The organism is Terrimonas alba (assembly GCF_042434975.1).
Lineage (GTDB): Bacteria > Bacteroidota > Bacteroidia > Chitinophagales > Chitinophagaceae > Terrimonas_B > Terrimonas_B alba.
This window is the reverse complement of record NZ_JBHMQM010000010.1, coordinates 55,800-74,092: the sequence shown is the minus strand read 5'-3', so window position 1 is coordinate 74,092 and position 18,293 is coordinate 55,800. Positions and strand designations below refer to the sequence as shown.

General features: G+C 41.1%; 20 protein-coding genes. 10 read left to right on the top strand and 10 right to left on the bottom strand.

The window, feature by feature from the left end; genetic code table 11:
• Positions 1–9: 9 nt before the first annotated feature.
• Positions 10–2,331 (top strand): BamA/TamA family outer membrane protein, encoded by a 2,322-nt coding sequence (locus tag ACFEL9_RS24640; RefSeq protein WP_385895643.1) that lies wholly within the window; start codon positions 10–12, stop codon positions 2,329–2,331.
• Positions 2,332–2,341: 10 nt separating this feature from the next.
• Here the strand turns inward: ACFEL9_RS24640 and ACFEL9_RS24635 are convergent, their stop codons facing one another.
• Positions 2,342–4,315: an LTA synthase family protein gene (locus ACFEL9_RS24635; RefSeq protein WP_385895642.1), complete on the bottom strand. Its 1,974-nt coding sequence runs from the start codon at positions 4,313–4,315 to the stop codon at positions 2,342–2,344.
• Between the two features lie 92 nt (positions 4,316–4,407).
• On the opposite strand from ACFEL9_RS24635, the gene ACFEL9_RS24630 reads away from it, so the two are divergent.
• Both ACFEL9_RS24630 and ACFEL9_RS24625 read left to right on the top strand, forming a co-directional pair.
• On the top strand, positions 4,408–5,061 hold the full coding sequence (locus tag ACFEL9_RS24630; protein WP_385895639.1) for a phosphatase PAP2 family protein: 654 nt from the start codon (positions 4,408–4,410) through the stop codon (positions 5,059–5,061).
• A complete protein-coding gene (locus ACFEL9_RS24625) occupies positions 5,062–6,354 on the top strand; it encodes a hemolysin family protein (protein WP_385895637.1) in 1,293 nt (430 codons plus the stop codon).
• A gap of 87 nt (positions 6,355–6,441) precedes the next feature.
• On the opposite strand, the gene ACFEL9_RS24620 is transcribed toward ACFEL9_RS24625, so the two are convergent.
• On the bottom strand, positions 6,442–6,996 hold the full coding sequence (locus ACFEL9_RS24620; protein ID WP_385895635.1) for a DUF6702 family protein: 555 nt from the start codon (positions 6,994–6,996) through the stop codon (positions 6,442–6,444).
• A 110-nt stretch (positions 6,997–7,106) separates the two neighbouring features.
• Between ACFEL9_RS24620 and ACFEL9_RS24615 the strand changes: the two genes are divergently transcribed.
• The 5 genes from ACFEL9_RS24615 to ACFEL9_RS24595 all read left to right on the top strand — a co-directional run bounded on the left by ACFEL9_RS24615 (position 7,107) and on the right by ACFEL9_RS24595 (position 11,712).
• A complete protein-coding gene (locus tag ACFEL9_RS24615) occupies positions 7,107–7,685 on the top strand; it encodes a HupE/UreJ family protein (RefSeq protein WP_385895633.1) in 579 nt (192 codons plus the stop codon).
• Between the two features lie 42 nt (positions 7,686–7,727).
• Positions 7,728–10,130 carry a M1 family metallopeptidase gene (locus tag ACFEL9_RS24610; protein ID WP_385895630.1) on the top strand — a complete coding sequence of 801 codons (2,403 nt, stop codon included), beginning with the start codon at positions 7,728–7,730 and terminating at the stop codon, positions 10,128–10,130.
• Positions 10,131–10,209: 79 nt separating this feature from the next.
• The gene (locus ACFEL9_RS24605) at positions 10,210–11,034 is read left to right on the top strand and encodes an alpha/beta hydrolase (protein WP_385895628.1); all 825 of its coding nucleotides are present in this window, start codon (positions 10,210–10,212) and stop codon (positions 11,032–11,034) included.
• A 44-nt stretch (positions 11,035–11,078) separates the two neighbouring features.
• Complete coding sequence (locus tag ACFEL9_RS24600) at positions 11,079–11,336, top strand: hypothetical protein (RefSeq protein ID WP_385895625.1); 258 nt, start codon at positions 11,079–11,081, stop codon at positions 11,334–11,336.
• Between the two features lie 85 nt (positions 11,337–11,421).
• The gene (locus tag ACFEL9_RS24595) at positions 11,422–11,712 is read left to right on the top strand and encodes a hypothetical protein (protein ID WP_385895623.1); all 291 of its coding nucleotides are present in this window, start codon (positions 11,422–11,424) and stop codon (positions 11,710–11,712) included.
• An 89-nt stretch (positions 11,713–11,801) separates the two neighbouring features.
• Here the strand turns inward: ACFEL9_RS24595 and ACFEL9_RS24590 are convergent, their stop codons facing one another.
• A complete protein-coding gene (locus ACFEL9_RS24590) occupies positions 11,802–12,515 on the bottom strand; it encodes a toxin-antitoxin system YwqK family antitoxin (protein WP_385895621.1) in 714 nt (237 codons plus the stop codon).
• 132 nt (positions 12,516–12,647) lie between these two features.
• Between ACFEL9_RS24590 and ACFEL9_RS24585 the strand changes: the two genes are divergently transcribed.
• A complete protein-coding gene (locus tag ACFEL9_RS24585; RefSeq protein WP_385895618.1) occupies positions 12,648–13,100 on the top strand; it encodes a hypothetical protein in 453 nt (150 codons plus the stop codon).
• Positions 13,101–13,230: 130 nt separating this feature from the next.
• On the opposite strand, the gene ACFEL9_RS24580 is transcribed toward ACFEL9_RS24585, so the two are convergent.
• Positions 13,231–13,614: a heavy-metal-associated domain-containing protein gene (locus ACFEL9_RS24580; RefSeq protein ID WP_385895615.1), complete on the bottom strand. Its 384-nt coding sequence runs from the start codon at positions 13,612–13,614 to the stop codon at positions 13,231–13,233.
• 23 nt (positions 13,615–13,637) lie between these two features.
• On the bottom strand, positions 13,638–14,273 hold the full coding sequence (gene pyrE, locus ACFEL9_RS24575; protein WP_385895614.1) for an orotate phosphoribosyltransferase: 636 nt from the start codon (positions 14,271–14,273) through the stop codon (positions 13,638–13,640).
• A 124-nt stretch (positions 14,274–14,397) separates the two neighbouring features.
• Between pyrE and ACFEL9_RS24570 the strand changes: the two genes are divergently transcribed.
• Complete coding sequence (locus tag ACFEL9_RS24570) at positions 14,398–15,024, top strand: NUDIX hydrolase (RefSeq protein ID WP_385895612.1); 627 nt, start codon at positions 14,398–14,400, stop codon at positions 15,022–15,024.
• Here the strand turns inward: ACFEL9_RS24570 and ACFEL9_RS24565 are convergent.
• From ACFEL9_RS24565 to ACFEL9_RS24545, 5 genes are all read right to left on the bottom strand, one after another.
• Complete coding sequence (locus tag ACFEL9_RS24565; protein WP_385895610.1) at positions 15,001–15,453, bottom strand: hotdog fold thioesterase; 453 nt, start codon at positions 15,451–15,453, stop codon at positions 15,001–15,003. The genes ACFEL9_RS24570 and ACFEL9_RS24565 overlap by 24 nt on opposite strands.
• A gap of 4 nt (positions 15,454–15,457) precedes the next feature.
• Positions 15,458–15,928: a pantetheine-phosphate adenylyltransferase gene (gene coaD, locus ACFEL9_RS24560; RefSeq protein WP_385895608.1), complete on the bottom strand. Its 471-nt coding sequence runs from the start codon at positions 15,926–15,928 to the stop codon at positions 15,458–15,460.
• 123 nt (positions 15,929–16,051) lie between these two features.
• Positions 16,052–16,978, bottom strand: coding sequence for an aspartate carbamoyltransferase catalytic subunit (locus tag ACFEL9_RS24555; RefSeq protein WP_385895606.1), 927 nt, complete (start codon positions 16,976–16,978; stop codon positions 16,052–16,054).
• A gap of 102 nt (positions 16,979–17,080) precedes the next feature.
• Complete coding sequence (gene pyrR / locus ACFEL9_RS24550) at positions 17,081–17,605, bottom strand: bifunctional pyr operon transcriptional regulator/uracil phosphoribosyltransferase PyrR (RefSeq protein ID WP_385895603.1); 525 nt, start codon at positions 17,603–17,605, stop codon at positions 17,081–17,083.
• 67 nt (positions 17,606–17,672) lie between these two features.
• Positions 17,673–18,257, bottom strand: coding sequence for a porin family protein (locus ACFEL9_RS24545; RefSeq protein ID WP_385895601.1), 585 nt, complete (start codon positions 18,255–18,257; stop codon positions 17,673–17,675).
• Between the last annotated feature and the right edge of the window lie 36 nt (positions 18,258–18,293).

The following is an 18,293-nucleotide window of genomic DNA, read 5'->3' as shown; positions in this document are numbered from 1 at the left end:
AATTTATTTATGTTATCGGGCAAGCCTTTGTTTTATAGAAAACTCTTCAACGCATATTTAGTCGTATTCGCCATTGGAGTGTTTGCCTCCTGCACCATTGTAAAAAGATACCAGCCCGGAAAACCTTTTGTCTACAAAACAAATATCAACCTAATAGGTAATTTTTCAAAAGAAGAAAAGGAATCACTGCTGGCTGGCCTCGAAGACCAGCTGGATGATAGCATGCAGGTAAGAAAATTGGATAAACTTCTCTGGAGTGTGATGAAAAATCCTCCCGTTTACGATAGCGCCAATGCGGATAAATCTATCATGTTTATGCAGGCGTTGTTGAGGTCACATGGCTATTTTAGTGATTCAATTTACTATGATCACACAATTAAACCGGAAGGGAAAGATGAACTTCGCACAACGGTTAATTTTAACGTGCGACCGGGCAAACAAGTGCATCTTGATTCTATCAACTATAATCTTCGCCATCCCGATCTTCAGCATATAACTGATTCAACAAAATCACAGGCATTAATTAAAAAAGGGGACCCCTTCGCAAAAAATCTTATTTCAAACGAGCTTGACCGGCTAACCGACGTATATAGAAATACCGGTTATCTCCGGTTTACCCGTGACGAATTGGTTGGTCTTTGGGATACCCTGGACGTCTCATTATTGCAACCCGGTCTGGATCCTTTTGAGCAATTAGAAATATTGCAAAAACTGAAGGAGCGCCGCGAAAATCCAACCGCTAACCTGGAACTCAGACTGAGAACTATCGATAGTGTAAAACTCACTAAGTTTTATATGGGTAATGTAACGGTGTACCCCGATTACATCACGGACACGGTTGGCCTCCTTCGCAAAGTCAAAGTAGTAGAAGGACTTACCGTTATCCAACACCGCAACAGGTTTAAAGCAAAAATATTTCCGCCGAATATTTATTTACCAAAAGATAGTCTCTATCGCCAGCGCAGATATATTCGCACAATCAATCGTTTAGATTTAGTTGGCGCCTGGCGAACAGTTAGTATTGACCAGGTTCCGCGGAGAGATACGGTTGATTTTGTTATTCGCCTTATACCGAAAAAAAAATATTCATTTGATACCAATGTTGAAGGCAGCATCAACCAAAGTGCTTTTGCAGGCAATCTTTTTGGCGTAGGCGTAAATGTTAGCCTGCAAAACAGAAACTTTGCAAAAGCGGCTAACATGACGAATTCGAACCTTCGTTATGGCATTGAATTGGGCAATATAAAAGGAGCCGGTCAATTCATCCAGACACAACAGGTCAGCTTCAACCATAATATTTATTTTCCACGTTTTGTTCCGGGAACAAACCTTATCCCCGAAAATTTTCGGGATAATTTCCGAACTATCTTTTCATTCACAGCTGCCAATACAGAGAGGCGATTATTGTATAATCTTACTACTATCAATGGATCCTGGGGATACGAATATCAACGACGAAAATTATTAGTGAATGTGAAGATCCCGAATATCGAATATTCCTACCTGGTACGCCGGGATAGTCTTGATACGCTGATTAAGTACAACCCATCGCTTCGCAATATATTTACAGATGGCTTTATTTCTTCTGTTATTGTCAACCTAACATTAAGTGGTGGGCAAACAAATAAACTAAATGTTTTTCGGGCAAACCTTGAACAGTCGGGCCTTATCACCGGACTAATCCGCAATTCATTTTTGGATCGTCATCTTTATCGCTTTATCAAGCTTGACGCCGAATTTGCAAGGCTGATTCGGTTTCCTAAAGCTTCGATGGCCTTCCGGGCCTTTGCAGGAGCGGGTTATGAATTTAATTCTACACGCAGCCCCGATAAAAGAAATAATCTTCCGTTTTTCAAACAATACTTTAGTGGCGGCCCCAACAGTATGCGGGCATGGGCATTACGGCGTCTCGGTCCCGGCTCAACAATGAAAGAGTTCAAGGGTCAGTTCGGCACACCCGACCGCTACGGCGATATTCAATTGGAAGCAAATGCTGAATACAGGTTTCCCATCGGAAAACCCTTAGGGATAAAAGTGAACGGTGCATTGTTCACCGATGTGGGCAATGTTTGGTTTATGAAAAAAGCACCCGACCGGCCGGAAGAAGAAATATTTAAACTAAGTCGCCTGGGTAAAGATATCGCCATTGGCGCCGGTGGCGGTCTCCGTGTTGACTTTGATTTTTTTGTCATCCGCTTTGATTATTCATACCGAATAAAAGATCCAAGCCCTGCGCTTTCAGATGCACAATATCAAAACAAATGGTTTAGCTATCCCTTTTTTAAAGGCGCACAATTCCAGTTGGGAATTGGTTATCCGTTCATTTTCTAAGAGCTTCAGCCTATTCCTTTTTATTATTCATGATCAGGTATTTGGCCGTTTCAAAAAATGCGGATGTAAAAGTTGTTAAACTCTGGCGGACAGAATCTCTCTTTTCCCTGGTATACACAGAATCATTAAAATGGATGGGGACCATCCTGGTATCAGGGAAGTTCAGGTTTTTGATGAAATAGTAATCATCTGTTACCATGCCTATTCTTCCTGCCGTATTGGTGATAAAAGCATAATTATTTTTCTTAGCCGGATCCAACAAATCGCGGCCCAATGTAGTGTTGACATAAGGTTGTTGAACCATGCCGGCTATCGTGGGTAGCACATCAATCTGGGAAACTACTTCACTCCTTTTCTGTGGTTTTAATAAGTAAGGTGCATAAAACAACAACGGTACATGTTCGTCTGTTAACCGTTGATTTGTCCATGCTGCAGGATACACTGCATCAGCATTACCTGCCACACCGTGATCACCAATAAAAACAAAAATGGTATTATGGAAATAAACCTCTTTTTCGGCAGCTTCCATAAATTTTTTAAAGCAGTAATCGGAATAACGAAAAGTATTATACTCATCCAGCGACTCAAATCCATATTTGACCAGTTCTTCTTCCGATACAATTGATCTTACAAAATCCGTGTCGTTGGCCGGTATCATATACGGCCTGTGATTATCCGAGGTTTGAATAATGGCGAAGAAAGGTTTCTGCTGTCGCCTGAAAACGCTATTCGCCTCCAGGAAAAGGTCTTTATCGCTGATACCCCAAACATTGACCTTTGGTGATTTAAAATTTCCCTCCGTGTGCATCTGCAAATCATCAATGTTTTTAAGCAGGCCGCCAAAATTGTTGAACTCCGGGCTGCCACCTAAAAAATAATGTTTGTTATAACCCTCAAAATTATTAATGATGGTATGCTGCTTTATTGCCAGCGGATTGCGGGTTGAAAATTTGAACAGTTGTGCATCCGGAATACCCGTAATTATCGCAAACAATCCTCTTGCTGTAGAAAAGTGAGGTGAAAAGCAACGTTCGAAAAATATCCCGTTTTTACAAAGTGAATCAAAATATGGAGTAGTGTTTAGCGGGTTGCCGCTCATCGTGCTTTTATACATGCTGAACGACTCGCACATCACCAACACTATATTCGGCCGGCTCTCCAATGCTTTACTGCCGGGGGAAATAATTCTGCGGTAAGAAAAATTAGTTGCATCGGGTAGTTGCATCCACTCTGCCATGACGGGAAATGCCTCTCTTGCTTTTTGCTCGTTGAACTCCGGCTTGCGTAATTTAAGCGTAGCGAAAAAATTTTGCAACGGGTTTAATGCGAGATACGACTTAAAACTGTCTTCGAATACAAAACATTGTTTCCAGGTAAGCGGTGTCAATGCAATTCTTCCATAAATAAAAACACAAAGTATTATTGCAGTGATGATAAAAAATTTCCTCTTGTACGGAATTTTAAGACCATCCGTACTGGTGATGACCCGCCAGTGACTCTTACGATACATCCAGCGAAAAAGAAGAACGGTAATCAATAATCCAACTACCATCCAAAACAATGGATAGGTTTGCCACATCATTGTTAATGAGATACCGGGGTCTTCTACAAAATTCATCGCTCCGGCATCCAGCCGGGTATGATTGTAAGAAAAGCTGCCAAAATCAGCGGCAAAAAAGAAAAACACAACAAAGGTGACCGCAGCCAGGTACCAGGTCCACCATTTTTTATTACGGGCCGAATAAAAAGGTGAAAACTGCTGAAACATGCTAACTATTACAATCGGCAATAATATGATAGCAATCCAGCGAAGATCATATTGTATTCCCATCAAAAAAGAAGGAATAAGATCCCGGAATGAAAGATTGTCGGGCTTAAAAGCAAAATAAGTAGCTAACCGGAATAATGTAAAGATCAACAGGAATATTAAAAAGAGATTAATAACCCAGAGTATTGTTTTCGGTATTTTATACCTTTTTAACATGAAGATCTGTTATGATTTTTTATGCAAATTGAAGATTGCAAAAGAAGATAATTTCCCCGGTTCGGGCAATAGTCAGTTCGTTAATCTTTGTCATGTTTTGTCCCATTAAAACGGTAATCGGTATTTTTGGCACCATGTTTTTGCTTTCTCTTCTAGAAAATCTTGAAAAATGGGATCAATGGTTGTTTATTCAAATCAACACCACACTAGCCAATCCTGTTTTTGACAGCCTGATGCCGTTTATGCGTTATGCACTTAACTGGGCGCCCCTTTATTTGTTCCTTGGTGTTTTTGCGCTATTGAATTACAAAGGTAAAGGTGCCTGGTGGATTCTATTCTTTATTACTACAATCGCAATGACAGATATTATCGGTAATAACCTTTTCAAACATGTTTTTCAACGCATACGCCCCTGCGGTGATCCGGATTTTTATATACATGTACGGCTGTTAACTGATCATTGTTCTACGGGCTACAGTTTTGTTTCCAATCATGCTGCTAACCATTTTGGTTTGGCAACATTCTTTTTTTTAACAGCGAGACCTTTGTTAAAAAATTGGGCGGCTGTTGCGTTTGTTTGGGCAGGATTGGTTGCTTATGCACAGATATACATTGGCATACACTATCCGTTCGATATTCTTGGCGGCGCATTGCTGGGAATGATTTGTGGATTCCTGACCGGCACTCTTTTCAATAAGCGCTACGGAATCGCTATCTTCGATGTACAATCAACTGTTTCTTCTTAAATGGAAATATTTATTCTGGCAGGCCTTATCCTGCTAAATGGCCTTTTCTCGATGGCCGAAATTGCGTTGGTTTCTGCACGAAAATCCAGGTTGGAAGTACAGGCAAACAAGGGAGACAAAAAAGCTGAAGAAGCACTTAAGCTCGCCAACAAACCAGAAACTTTTCTTTCCACAGTACAGATGGGTATAACCGTTATTGGTATCCTGACTGGTATTTACTCAGGCGAAAAAATCACCGATAATTTTTCTGAATTTCTCAATCAATGGCCGGCGCTGATTCCTTATAGTCAGGGAATAGCTACTGCCATTGTCGTAATTATTGTTACTTATTTTTCAATCGTATTTGGTGAACTGGTGCCGAAAAGATTGGGGCTTTCCCGTCCTGAATTGATAGCCAAAGCGGTAGCTAAGCCAATGAGAGTTATCAGCGTCACCACGCATCCTTTTATCTGGCTGCTGAGTAAATCAAGCAATATTATTGTAAAGATCTTCGGTCTGAAACCCAACGACACCCAGGTAACTGAAGAAGAGATCAAGGCCATCATCAGTGAAGGAACCGAACAGGGAACCATTGAAGAAACCGAACAGGAAATCATAGAGCGGGTATTTCATCTAAGCGATAGAAATATTACTTCACTCATGACACATCGCAGCGATATCATTTGGTTTAATTTGGATGACACGGAAGAAACGATCAAAGAAAAAATAACTGGCGAGCCACATTCCATTTACCCAATCTGTGATAATTCGATCGACAATATCAAAGGTGTTGTGGCCATTAAGGACATGTATGTAAGTGATGATAATATCTTATTTAAGGATCTGATGCGTCCTGCCTTGTTTGTACCGGAAAACAATACGGCCTTCCAGGTGATGGAAAAGTTCAAGGAATCAAAACTGCATTCCTGCTTTATCGTGGATGAATACGGAAGCATATTGGGTATGATCACTCTTAATGATATTTTGGAAGCTATCATCGGAGAAATGCCCCAACCCGATATGGAGGACTATGAAATTACTGAACGGGAAGACGGCTCATTCCTTGTAGATGCGCAGATACCTTTTTATGATTTTCTTACCCGTTTCGAAAAGGCTGAATGGATGAATGAAGGCGAACAGGAATTTGATACGCTGGCTGGCTTTATCCTTCACCGGTTGGAACGTATTCCCCACACGGGCGATACGTTGGAATGGAAAGGATTTGCTATAGAAATTATCGACATGGATGGTCACCGCATCGACAAGGTAATGGTAAAGATCAGTAAAGCGCTGAGAGAAGAAATGGAAGAGTAAGTTAGTTGAATAGGTTTAAGAAGTTCAAAAAGTTCCAGAAGTTGAATGCCCGTTTTAAACGTATTAAACCCTTTAAACCTTTTGAACCTAATAAATAATCTCCGCTTCTTTTTCAGGATAATCCAACTTCGTACTTTTTCTTTTTCCACCCACTATCACATGCATTAGATTGATCTGGTCTGAATAAAGCTCGTGCATCAGGCTATTGGTAATTTCTATTTTCTTTGCGACAGGTATATCATTAGCCTGGAAATAACTGTAAATAGCGTCATTATCTTTTTCGTAGCCGAGATAGTGGAATTGAACCGGCTTTCCATCCACTTCTATTTTGAGATGCCCCTGTACAAACTGATTCACTAGTTTTTCCATGGCCGGTCTGTCTGGCGGATTGATGAGGTCAACCCTGGTTTTATAATTCATTCCCAGCACTTTTTCAAAATCATCTGTAAACAACTTGCAGCTTATTTCCAGTGTTTTTTCACCGGCATTGTGATTGATCTCGGTCACACTTACATGCAAAGGGTGAATGGCATTCACGCTTCCTTCCGGCGATAAGAGTTTCCACTCATATTCATTTCCCATTGGATATATACCGGCCGGAATAAGTAAGGCAAAAAGCCATTTATTGAACAATGTTGCCATTAAAAGAAATTTTTTTTTGGTTACAAAAGTCTGGCTTATTTTGAAGTCTTGCAAATACACGACGTTAAAATTACAGGAACGGTTTACAGGCCGACCCTCTAAAAACAATCATGGGAGATTTCGGGTTTTATTTTGGACTGGGTTGGGAGCATATTATCAGCTTTGATGCATTGGACCACCAGCTCTTCATAGCGGCACTTGCTGCTATCTATTTGCTAAGAGACTGGAAACAGGTATTGATCCTCGTAACAGCTTTTACCATTGGTCATTCGCTAACACTTGCGCTCAGTGTATTCGACATTATCCGATTTCCTTCAAACTGGGTGGAGTTCCTGATCCCTGTAACCATCGTGATAACTGCCATATCTAATTTGTTTCAAAAAAAATTTACGGAGCGGTCCATACGCGTCAATTATTTTTTGGCCCTCTTTTTCGGTTTGATACATGGAATGGGGTTTGCCAACTCTATTCGTTTTATGCTGGCAAAGGATCAGAATATTGGCTGGGGATTATTTGGCTTTAATGTAGGGCTCGAAGTGGGACAAATTGTTGTCGTATTCATCTTATTAATAGCAGCCTACCTGATTGTTAATCTCTCGAGAGTAAACAGGAAAGATTGGGTAATATTTTTATCGGCATCGGTATTCAGCCTGGCATTAAAAATTGCGCTGGAAAGAATCCCTGCCTAAAAAACCATTGCATTTTCTAAAATGAACAATAAAAACAAACACATGAAAAAGGTTGGTCCTCTTTTAATGATGCTGACCGGATTAGGTTCTGCAACAGTCGCACAGAACATTCAAAACAATCCGGGCAGCAATCATGGTAACAAGTTTGAACAGTTGGGTAGCATCATGCCAACGCCAAACGAATACCGCACTGCCAGTGGCGCTCCTGGCCCAAAGTATTGGCAACAACGTGCCGATTATGATATCAAATGCGAACTGGATGAAAGGAATTTGAAACTAAACGGTAGTGAAACGGTGACTTATTTTAACAACTCGCCTAACACACTCACCTATCTCTGGTTGCAGTTGGATGAAAACGAGCACAACAATTTGAAAAATGCGAATTATCAGACCAGCAACCGGATGATCAGCCAGGTGAATCCAAAACAGTTGGATAGAGCTACGTCCACTACTTCTGATAATGGCTTTGGTTTCAACATTCTTAAATTAACAGATGCTACAGGTAAGGCATTGAAGTACACTATCAATAAAACGATGATGCGTGTTGAATTACCTGCAGAACTAAAAGCCGGCCAACGCTTCGTTTTCAAACTCGATTGGAATTATAAAATTTCTGATCGTATGTCTGATGGCGGACGCGGTGGTTATGAATATTTTCCGGAAGATGGCAACCACCTGTTTACGATGGCTCAATGGTATCCCCGACTGTGTGTGTACAGCGATTTCCAGGGCTGGCAAAATCACCAGTTCACAGGCCGTGGTGAATTTGCGTTGACCTTTGGCAACTTTAAGGTGCAAATGACCGTGCCTGCAGACCACGTAGTAGGCTCGACAGGGGAATGTTTGAACTATGCTGCTAACCTTACTCCTGAGCAATTGGCTCGCTGGAAAAAAGCGCAAACCAGCAAAGAACCGGTTGAAATAGTTACACTAGCCGAAGCAAAAGCTGCGGAAAAAAATAAAAGCCTGCCTACCGGGCAGGCAGGCACCAAAACAAAGACATGGATCTATAAAGCTGATAACGTCAGGGATTTCGCCTGGACCAGTAGCCGCAAATTTGTTTGGGATGCAATGCCGGTAACAGTTGAAGGCAAAAAAATCATGGCTATGAGTTTTTATGGAAAAGAAGCTTATGGTTTGTATCGTCCTTTTTCTACCAAAGCTGTTGCTCATACCATTAAAAGCTATTCCAAATTCACTATTCCTTATCCTTACCCGGTAGCGCAAAGTATAGAAGCGGCAAACGGTATGGAATACCCTATGATTTGCTTTAACTATGGTCGTACTGAAAAAGATGGTAGCTACAGTGAAGGAACAAAATATGGAATGCTTGGTGTGATCATCCACGAAGTAGGACACAACTTCTTCCCGATGATCATCAACAGTGACGAACGTCAATGGAGCTGGATGGACGAAGGATTGAACTCGTTTGTTGAATACCTGACGGAAGAATCGTGGGATAACAAATTTCCCGTTAGAGGCAAAGGCCCCGCTTATACAATTGTTGACTATATGAAACTGCCCAAAGATCAGTTGGAACCAATCATGAGCAACTCTGAGAACATTATCGGCTTCGGGCCCAATGCGTATACAAAACCTGCAACTGGTTTGAATATGTTACGTGAGACCATCATGGGTCGTGAGTTATTTGACTATGCATTTAAGGAATATGCAAGAAGATGGGCTTTTAAACATCCTGAACCAGCTGACTTTTTTCGTACGATGGAAGATGCCAGTGGTGAAGATCTTGACTGGTTCTGGAGAGGTTGGTTCTATGGAACGGATGCCTGCGATATTTCATTGGATACCGTAAAGTTTGCAAAAGCTGACCTGGCAGCGGCTCCGCCTGATTCAAAAGAAAGAACTATTACCCGTAAGCTTGACAAACCACAAACATCTGCCTACGATGATCTTTCAAAAATTCGTAACCGTGGCGCCGGTCTTCGCTTTGAAACCGATGCTGATACCACGCTGCGTGACTTTTACTGGAGATATGCCCGTGGCCTGGAGCCTTACGACAGCACCTCCTATGAGGTAAAACTTCCTGCAAGAGAAGCAGAGGCTTTGAATGCAGAAGAAAAAGAAAAGTATGGCAATGCCAATATGTATGAACTTACTTTCAGTAACAAAGGCGGCCTTGTAATGCCAATCATCGTTGAGTGGACCTATAAGGATGGCACTACAGAAGTAGATCGCATTCCCGCACAGGTTTGGCGCCACAATGAAAATAAAGTGGTGAAGACATTTGTGAAAAATAAAGAAGTGGCTTCCATCAAATTGGACCCATTCAGGGAAACAGCTGATATCAACACGGATAATAACAGCTGGAACGAGATACCACAGCCTTCTAAATTCACGATCTTCAAACAAAAAGCCGGTGCAGCCCGTGGACAAAGTCAGGGCATTAACCCGATGCAGAAAGCAAAAGAAAAGAAAGGATTTTAAGTTTCCTGTTCAGCAATAATTGAATCATTAATAGCGGAGGCATTCACAAACGAATGCCTCCTTTTTTTATCTTTAATGCATGAGAAAGCATTTCATCATTATACTGTTGATCGCATTTGCCATAAACTCCTCGGCTGCTATTGTGGATACCGTGGTTATTTACAGTAAGGCTATGTCGAAAAATATCAAATGCATAGTGATAAAACCAGGAAAGAAAAAAGACAAAACAACAGTCTTTCCAGTTGTATACTTATTACACGGCTACAGTGGTAAGTATAGCGATTGGATTTTAAAAGTACCGGCACTAAAGCAATATGCAGATGAATATAAATTGATGATCGTTTGTCCGGATGGAGATTATAGCAGCTGGTATTTTGACAGCCCTGTTGATTCATCCATGAAATACGAAACATATATCGCTAAAGAAGTACCTGAGTATATTGATGCACATTATCCAACCATCAAAGGAAGAAAAGGAAGAGCTATCACCGGGTTGAGCATGGGCGGTCATGGCGGACTTTTTTTAGGATTTCGCCATGCCGATATATTCGGCGCCTGTGGCAGTATGAGCGGGGGTGTTGACTTAAATGCATCCAGAAACAAATTCGATATCATCAAACGCATAGGCGATACCGTTTCTCATGCGGATAACTGGAAACAATACTCCGTCATCAATATTGTTGAAAATTATCCAAAAGACTCCCTGGCGATAATCATAGATTGTGGCACCGAAGATTTTTTCTATACTATCAACCACGACCTGCATAAGAAAATGGTTGCATTAAAAATCCCGCATGACTATATTGAACGCCCCGGTAAGCATGATTGGAATTACTGGGGTAATGCAATTAAATACCAGTTACTATTTTTCAGAAGTCATTTTGACAAAATGAATACGATGTAAAAAAGGCGCTAAAAAATGTTATATTTATAGTGTAACAAGAATATATGCGTGTCGTAAAAGAAAAAGTACAATCATCTCCATTTAAAACGCTATTATCAGCGATAAAAAAACTATCAGCAGAAGAAAAACAATTGCTGCGTATGGAACTATTCTCTGCGGATGCCCTTGCAGAAATGAGAGCTTTTGAAGCCCGGTTGAAGAAAAAAAAAGCTCCACTAAAAAAGACTGATGACGAAATTGTAAAACTCACCACTTTTATACGCAATAACAGATATGCCAACAATAAAAAAATGTTGCATTGATAGAGTTGCGTATGGGTAAAGTATGCAGGACATTTTAAAACTTCTACCCTGCTGCGTTATATTTCCAATAATAATTTGATTGTATATGCGGGACAACTACCTGCTCGGTGAAATACATGAAGCGTTGATATCAGGGTTCAATTTTACCCCCAGCGAGGCAGATAAGATCATACAGTTAATTTCTCCCTTTATCATTCTATATGCACCCCACAATATATACCGGCTGTCAAAGGACGCAAAAGACAATTATCTTTATGATCTGTGTATTCAAAACGGTTGCCATTATCTAATAACAATCGACAAGGAAATTCTTTCGGACAAGTCGGCCCCGTTTATAAGAAAAACCGATGCATGGTTGAAGAAAAAAATAAAATGATACGTCTATTTCACCAATTCAGCACGCCATCGAAAAAAATTATCGATGGATTTTTACATTGACTTTATTATTAACTAAGGAGCAATTTTTTAATACCCCGTACTTCCATCCCTCACTTTTATCTTTTTCTTTTTATTCTTTTTTTCATAATCTAAAATAGCCTGGGGTTTGGGAACCGTCTTTTTACCTGCAGCCTCAGTTTTTGCTTTCGGATCGCTAAAACCAATGGGCTTAAGTTCTTCGTCATCATCAGAACCGGCTATCGGCAAGGCATCGCCGGTCTTGATTTTATCAGCCCAATATTCCTCTGTCTTTAAAATGGTGCCCCATTCCGGATCGAAATATTTCCAGGTGCCGTGTTTCATCGTAGAACCTTCAACTTTCACTACTACCCTATCCACTACTTTGGTTGGATCAATCACGTCCAATATATCCACGGTATCGAAAGTTCTGCCGGGTTCAATGGCCCTCCAGCTTTCTTCACGAATCAAACCGCCGCGGCGTGAATAGTATCTTGATTTCCCATCAAGACTGCCCCAACGATAATTTTCTTCCGATAGTTTATCACCCATAAGTGAAAATTTCACCCATTTACCATCTTTCCTGTCATCAATAAAATAGCCCTGTTCATCATAGCCCTCCTCGCCTCTCAATTCATCTACATGAATCACCCAGGGGCCCTGTTTTTTACCCTTCATATCCACCCGGTTTAATGTATCGCCCCTCACACTGATGATAAAATCCTTCCATTGTCCAAATGACTGGAAAGAAATGGTAAGCAAAAACAAAAAAACAAGCCGCATAATCAACGTATTTTCTATACAAAGAACGTGAAAAACCGGGTTTTATGTTCCAGTAGCTTATTTGAATCATTCCCGGTTTTTTAACAGGCCTGATTTTCAAATGAAAAACACATTACCTATTTTGCAACTATCATGAAAAATTTATTGCTGGCACTACTTGTAGTAAGCGGTCTTGTGTCCTGCCGGGATATGAAAGACCCCGTATTTAAGAATATAGAGAATGTAAAAGGCGACAGGCTAAATTTCTCTAATTCATCCGTCACCCTGGACATGCGCTATTTTAATCCCAATAATTTTAAAGGGCAATTAAAACAAGCAGAAGGTGACGCCTGGATGGATAGCACCTATCTCGGTCATTTCATGGTTGACTCCCTGGTAAACATTCCGGCTAATAGTGATTTCCTGGTACCGGTAAAGCTGGTGATAGATATGAAGCAGGTACTCAGGCATTCTTTAACTGCTCTGCTAAATGAAGAAGTAAATATCAGGATCAATGGCAGGGCCAAAGCAGGCAAAGGCGGTATTTTTAGAAATTTTAATTTAAACTACCAGGGAAAGCAAAATCTGCGTGAGCTATTCAAATAAATAACAGGCTGCTCTTATAAGGTCATTTTGTTTTTTCTTGAATTTGATAGACGGATTTGTGGTATTACAGAATATCTTCTGAAAATTAAACTACCAATAAAAATCCCGGCCAGGCGCCGGGATAATTCATTTATTGAGCAGGTTCAGCGGCTGGCACCTTTGGTTTTGGATGACCGCCACCATCTTCAAACTTCTTACAGGTTTTTGGTAATCTTTTATACGACTCCTCATTGGCCGGAATATCATCTGCATCGTAGCCCATATTGGCTATAGCTGTTTTAATCTCTTCAATGTTTGTACGATCAGTTAGGTACTTTACCGTTGTTTCACCTTTGCGATAGTTAACATTAATGGAGAGGACACCATCAATTCTCTTTACATATGTTTCAATTCTCGGCTTGCAAGCTTCGCAAAGAGCATTGGGGGTTTTGATCTTTGCCGTTTCAACAACTTTTTGCTGCGAAAAAGCTGCCATTGAAAAACAGGTCATCACCAGTGCTATGAAAATTTTCATTCTGTACATTTTGAAAAACCAAATTACAAAACTCCTTTCCAATTAGCAGGATCGTCCCGCCATTTTAACAAAACATCCTGCTCACTCGCAGACACCGTTCCATTCTCTACCGCCAGCTCGATAAGCGACGGATAGTTTGTAAGGGAATAATACTGGATACCACTTTTGGCAAAGGCTTCATCTGCAACCGGGAAACCATAGGTAAAAATTGACACCATGCCAATCACCTCCAGTCCCTGTTCCTTTAGCACATCTACCACCTGCAGGCTGCTTTTCCCGGTTGACACCAGGTCTTCAATCACCACTGTTTTCTGTCCTTTTTCATAAAATCCTTCGATCTGGTTTCCCAGCCCATGTTCTTTGGGTTTTGGTCTTACGTATATATAGGGTAATTTCAATTGGTCAGCTGTCATAGCTCCCCATGCAATCCCGGCTGTTGCAACGCCCGCCAGCAACTCAGCTTCCGGGAATTTTGAAAAAACCACGTTACACAATTCTGATTTTATAAAATCTCTTGTAAAGGGAAACGATAAAACCCTTCGGTTATCGCAGTAGATGGGGCTTTTCCATCCGCTGGCCCAGGTATAAGGTTCTTTTACATTTAATTTTACCGCATTAGCCTGTAATAGTTTTTCGGCAACTGTTTTCGTATCTGTCATGCGGCGAAGATAAAAAGATAAAGGAACAAGGGACAAGATTCAGGAAACAAGTTCAGGCAGTAGTATTCTTTCTCCCTGTACCTTGTACCTTGATTTCTTTCTTGTTCCCTGTATCTTTATAAATATGTATATAAAAATTTACTTTAACGACAAACCCTTGTTTCTCTGCGACAATATCGATGAAGTGGTGGAGCCTTTTGTACATCATGACGATGCTGTATTCATCGATGAATTAGATACCCACACGGTCAAGTCGATGATCTATGAAATGCAATTGGAAAAAATTCATGCCGGTGTTTTTTTTCATCCCAACCTGGAAGAGTTGAAAAAAGCTTTCTTTAAAAAATTTACCCTGGTGCAGGCTGCCGGCGGACTGGTAAAAAATGGGCAGGCTGAAAATCTCCTCATATTTCGCCGTGGCAAGTGGGATCTTCCGAAAGGTAAGCTGGATAAAGGCGAAAGCCTTGAAGAATGTGCCGTACGGGAAGTGGAAGAAGAAACCGGTTTACAAAATATAAAACTGCTGGGACCGCTACTGGTCACTTACCACACCTATCATGAAGGAACAAAATTTATTTTAAAAGAGTCGCATTGGTACAAGATGAAAACCCAAAGCAACCAGGGCCTGGTACCACAAACCGAAGAAGATATTCAACAAGTGATTTGGGTTAGCGACAAGGATCTTTTAAAATACATGAAAGAAGCTTTTCCATCAGTGGTTGACGTATTAGAGGCTGGTAGGTCTAAATGATTCTTTACGTGGAATGATAGCGACAGTAAGCCGGCTTATACAAACCAGTTTTCCTATCTCATCGTAAATTTTAATATCCCACACATGTGTATTAGAACCTAAGTGAAGAGGTTGGGCAACACCGGTTACATATCCTTGCCTTGCACTGCGAACGTGATTTGCATTTATTTCAAGTCCGACACAAACAAATTGTGAATGATCAACGACCATAGCCGAAGCTATACTGCCAATAGATTCAGCAAGCACGCAGGAGGCGCCGCCATGCAGCAATCCGTAAGGCTGATTCGTCCGATGATCAACCGGCATTTTTGCTTTTAAGAAATCACCGCCCAGTTCCAGCCACTCGATGCCAAGATGTTCTGCCATATTACCTTTAAAAAAAGAATGCAGATCATCAATCACCAATTCTTTGTTGTACCAAATATTCATGACTTTACTTTGTTATTGACTTCGACACTACGTCGGGCAAAAAATGGCTGGCGTCTCCGCCATTGCGGATAATATCCCGAACAATGGTAGACGCTACGGACGTATACTTCGGTTCGCCAGTTAAAAAAATCGTTTCGATGCTGCTATCAAGCGTTCTGTTAGCATCAGCAATCGTTTTTTCGTATTCAAAATCGCTGACATAACGAATGCCCCGCAGGATAAATTTAGCCCCGATTTTTTTACAAAAATTTACTGTCAATCCTTCATAAAAAGCTCCTTCTACTCTTGATTCATTCTTGTAGATTTCTTTGATCCAGGCTACTCTTTGCTCCGCCGAAAACATGGGTGCTTTGGCAACATTGGTTCCTATGCCAACAATTATTTTGTCGAATAAGGGCAAAGCCCGGTTAATGATATCAACATGGCCAAGGGTAAGCGGATCAAAGGTGCCGGGAAACAAGCAAATACGGGACATAAAAGAAACCCTCCTAAATCCTCCCTAAAGGGAGGACTTTAAGACCTCCACAAAATGAGAATCGGTTTATTGTAATAAATTTATAAATATACTTCACTAAGCCCTCCTGAGCACGCCGAAGGATCAGGCGGTTTGGGGACTTAATAAATACAAAGCCGCCATCCTAACCGCCACGCCGTTTTCTACCTGCTGCAAAATAATGGATTGTTTGCTATCCGCTACATCGCTGTCCAGTTCTACACCACGATTGATGGGGCCCGGGTGCATAATCACAATTTCTTTATGCAGGCTATCCAGCATTTTCCGGCTGATCCCATAAGCAAGGTTATATTCACGCAACGAAGAAAACAAAACCTGGTTTTGTCTTTCCAACTGAATCCGTAACACATTGGCCACATCACACCACTCCAATGTTTCTTTCAAATTATAACTAACGTTTACATTCAGTGCTTCTGCAATATATTTTGGTATTAATGTGGGCGGCCCGCAAACTGTAACTTCTGCGCCCATTTTTTTCAGCAGGTAAATATTACTTTGTGCTACCCGGCTGTGCATAATATCGCCGATGATAGCCACTTTTATCCCTTCGAGTTTGCCGAGTTTTTCTTTGATGGATAAGGCGTCAAGCAATCCTTGCGTCGGGTGTTCATTGATACCATCTCCGGCATTGATAATGGCGGCCGGAATATGTTTTGCCAAAAAATGCGGCGCCCCGCTGGCACTGTGGCGCATTACTACCATATCCACTTTCATCGATAAAATATTATTCACCGTATCCAGTAGTGTTTCACCTTTTGCCACGGAGGATGACGAAGCAGTAAAACTAATCGTGTCCGCGGAGAGACGCTTTTCAGCCAGCTCAAAAGATATGCGGGTGCGGGTAGAATTCTCGAAAAACAGGTTTACCACCACAACGTCACGCAGGGAAGGCACTTTTTTTACAGGACGTTGTAAAACTTCTTTGAATTGTTCTGCTGTTTGTAAAATAAGGGAGATGTCTGTAGCCGTCAGGTCTTTAATGCCTAGTAAATGTCGAGTAGATAGTTGCATTAAAAAGCGAAATTAAGGGAAAAACATTTAATCGGAAGCCCGAAATCGGAGGTCAGAGGTCAGACGCCTGACATTGTACTTCAGTCTTCTGCCCCCTGGACGTTAATCTAATATAATTACCTCTTCCTTTCCGTCCCGTTCTTTCCAAAGCACTCTTACTTTTTGTGAAATAATGGAATCGATTGCCTTACCAACATAGTCCGGCTGTATGGGAAGCTGCCGGCTAAAGCGACGATCGATCAATATACATAGCTCAACTTTTTCGGGTCGGCCAAAATCGAGTAATGCGTCTAATGCAGCTCTTATCGTTCTGCCGGTATATAACACATCGTCGATAAGAACCACTTTTTTCCCTTCTATTGAAAATGGAATGTCTGTTTGATTGGCAATATGAAGTTCCTTTCGCACATCATCACGATAAAAGGTGATGTCGAGCTTTCCGTAAGCAACAGGCACCGTTGGAAATTCCTTTTTTATTTCCGCCACTACCCTGTCGGAAAGAAAAATCCCTCTTGGCTGCAGGCCAATTAACACCGTATTTGTGAGTTCGCTATTATTTTCCAGGATTTGGTGGGCCAGCCGTTTAATAGTTATCGCCAGTTGCTGTTCGGAAAGAATCGATTTCAAGTAAATAATTTTTGTAAAAATAATAAAGCCTCCGTTAAGAGGCTTTATTAAAAAATCGTTTCGCTTTTTATTTTCTTTTCGTTGCATTGTTGTGCATAAACTGGTAGAAAAGGCCAACCTGGAAAACACTGTTTTTTAGTTTGGCTGCACCTGGCTCATAGATGTCGTTAATCCCCAAATTGTACCGGGCATCCAAACCAAACCCTGAGGGGAAAAGATAACCCATTCCAAAGGCCCAGGAGAAGTCTACTGTGGAAAAATTGTCCTCTAAATTCACTTCCACATCCCCTTCTTCCCGTTTCGATGATACCAAAAGCCCCAACTGCGGGCCTGTCTGCAACCGAAAACCATTATCTACCATGTATTGGGCCAGTAAAGGAATGTTGATGTAGTTCAGCTTCAATTTAACATCGTCAAATTTTCCTCCTTGCATGGAATATACTACTTCCGGTTGCAACGCAAAATGACGGCTTATATGAATATGCGCCAAACCGCCTACATGCAAACCCGCTTTACTTTCATAGTCAGTGCCGGGCGAATTATTAACACTGGAAACATTTAAACCGGCTTTCAAGCCAAAATGTGTTTCCTGTGCTGACACAAATAGCGTCGAAAAAAATAAAGTTGCGAAAACAAAAAATAGTCGTTTCATAAATGCATGATTTAAATAAAAATTTCTACATAAGGT